Genomic DNA, 2,749 nt, shown 5'->3' on the forward strand with positions numbered 1-2,749 from the left:
AAATCGGCGTAAAGGCAGCACATCATGCATTATTGGAAGCTGGAATGCGTGACAAAGTAGAAATTTGGGCTGACGGCGGTATGAAGAGCGCGGCAGATGCATTAAAGCTTATTCTTCTAGGTGCAAACCGTATCGGCTTTGGTACGCTTTCCATGATTTCAATCGGCTGTACAACTTGCCGTGGTTGTCATCTTGATACATGTCACGTCGGAATTGCAACGCAAATCGAGTCTGAAGCACAAGCGAAAGAACATGGTCTTCGTCGCTTCGTACCAAGACAAATGGATCTTGCAGTAGAGGGATTAACGCAATTATTCTCTACATTTGGCGAAGAACTAAAACGTCTGACTGGACAATTGGGCTATACGAATTTACAAGAAATTGTAGGTCGTTCAGACTTGCTTGTCCAAGCTCGTGGCTTACAACAATTAGATTTATCCAATATGTTGGCTGTAGATGTAGAACAATACACGCCTAATGTTGCAGAAGTAAAAGAAGAAAACGCAGTGCCATTTGCTGTTCAATCGAAGGAACTCGTAGCCGTAGGTGTCGATCAACGGGTAATGGGAAGTCTTGAATCATGCTACCGTGTTCGCTCGAAATTAGCAGGTACAACTAACCTTGAACCAATTACATTAAAGTATAATGGATCTATTCCAGGTAACGGATTAGGTGCATATAACAGCGAGAATATCTTCATTCACGTGAGTGGCGGTGGTCAAGACGGAGTCGGTAAAACAGCTCTTGGCGGTGGCATTTACATTATGAAGGCAAGAGGCAAAGACGGTAAGTTCTATAATGGCTCTGTTGGGAAAGGTTTTGGCTACGGTGCGCAAAAGGGATCCCTTTACGTACAAGGAAATGCAGATGCCCGTGCAGGAATTCGTCTTTCTGGAGCCGATATCATCGTAGGCGGACGCCTACATGAGCCACTACCAACTCATGAACATGGAAACATTGCTGTACATGCCAATATTAAAGGCTTCGCATTTGAGTATATGACCAATGGTCGCGGTCTTGTAATGGGAGATCCAGGTCCATGGATTTGTGCCGGGATGACAGGTGGCGTTATCTACCTTCGCCACCAACCAGAAATGGGATTAACAGACGAAGCCCTTCATAATCGTATTGCAAAAGGTGCAAAGGTAACGATGCAGCCTCTTAGTGAAAAAGGTAAAGCTGGCGTTACGGAAATGCTACTTGATTATATTCGTGTATTAACTGAGCATGAACAATACGAAGAAGTAACTGTTGTTTCTGCCTTGTTAGACGATGTGGCAAGCCACTTCCGTGAGGTTATTCCAACGAAACTACAAGCAGATCCATCTGAATCTACAGAATGATTCTGAATTTAAAAATCCCCCTGCTACTAGTAAGTAGCAGGGGGATTTTTATTTAAGGAGAAACCGATTCTAAATTTTGAATATGATATAAATTATAATAATATCCATGCTTGTTCATCAACTCTTCATGGGTTCCCATTTCTTTAATTTCTCCGTCTTCTATATAAACAATTTTATCAACATGTGTGATAGTTGACAGACGGTGCGCAATAATAATCGTAGTTCGATCTGTTGTTAGCGTTTGAAGTGACTCTTGAATGTACTTTTCATTTTCTAAATCTAGAGCAGATGTTGCTTCATCTAGAATAATCATAGACGGATCTTTCAAGAAAACACGGGCAATAGCAATGCGCTGACGCTGTCCACCTGAGAGCTTCATTCCACGTTCTCCAACTATCGTGTCATATCCATTTGGAAGATCTAAAATGAACTCATGCGCATGTGCTGCTTTTGCTGCTTCAATAATTTCTTCCTCTGAAGCTTCTGGCCGTCCATATAAAATATTGGAACGAATCGTATCACTAAATAATAAATTATCCTGAAGTACAATGCCAATGTGACCTCGTAAGCAAGTTAAATCATAATCCCTTACATCTATATCATCAATTTTAATAGCACCGTCCGTTACATCATAAAAACGCGGAATTAAACTGACGAGCGATGACTTTCCCCCACCGCTTAACCCAACAAGCGCTACCTTCTCACCAGATTGTATAGTGAGATTGATTTGTTGTAACACTTCTGCATCTTTTTCATTATATCGAAATGAAACATCTTCAAAGGAAAGTTTCCCCTCCATCTTATTTCGTACCTTTGCATCTGGTTTATTCTCCACATCATAGGTTTTATCAAAAAGCTCAAATACCCGGTCCATCGATGCAAGCGATTGAGTCAGTGTCGTTGATGAATTAACAAGTCTACGTAGCGGATTATACAAGCTATCCATATACCCTACAAAGGCTACCATCGATCCTAATGAAAGCTGTCCATGAATGACTAAATAAGCGGCAAATCCAATTACGATAAGTGGACCTAAATCCGTTAACGTATTAACGGAAGCAAACGTCTTAGCATTCCAGTTCGTATGCTTCAACGCTCTATTTAAAAATTCTCCATTCTTACCTGCAAACTGCTCTTTTTCATATTCTTCTAAAGCAAAACTACGAGTAACTTGAATTCCTTGAATTCGCTCATGTAAATACCCCTGCATCGTTGCTAGTGCTTGAGAGCGCGCTCGCGTTAATTTACGTAGCCGTGCAAAAAAATACTTTACAGATACCATGAAAATCGGTAAAACGAGCAGTGAAATAAAGGTAAGCTTTCCGTTTAAAGAAAACATAACTCCTATCGCAATTCCTATCGTAGCAATATCTAACCATACATTCATCAAACCGGTAATAACAAAA

2 protein-coding genes are annotated in these 2,749 nt (G+C 40.8%); one reads left to right on the forward strand and one right to left on the reverse strand.

Annotated elements, in window-relative coordinates; all coding sequences use genetic code 11:
• The coding region (locus AC11ZT_RS01380; protein ID WP_484057888.1) for a glutamate synthase-related protein at positions 1-1,343 on the forward strand (1,343 nt) is incomplete at its 5' end.
• Between the two features lie 52 nt (positions 1,344-1,395).
• Here the strand turns inward: AC11ZT_RS01380 and AC11ZT_RS01385 are convergent.
• Positions 1,396-2,749, reverse strand: a 1,354-nt coding sequence (locus tag AC11ZT_RS01385) for an ABC transporter ATP-binding protein (protein WP_484057889.1), incomplete at its 5' end; no start/stop codon positions are given.

The sequence above is a fragment of the Ectobacillus sp. genome, from assembly GCF_056992975.1.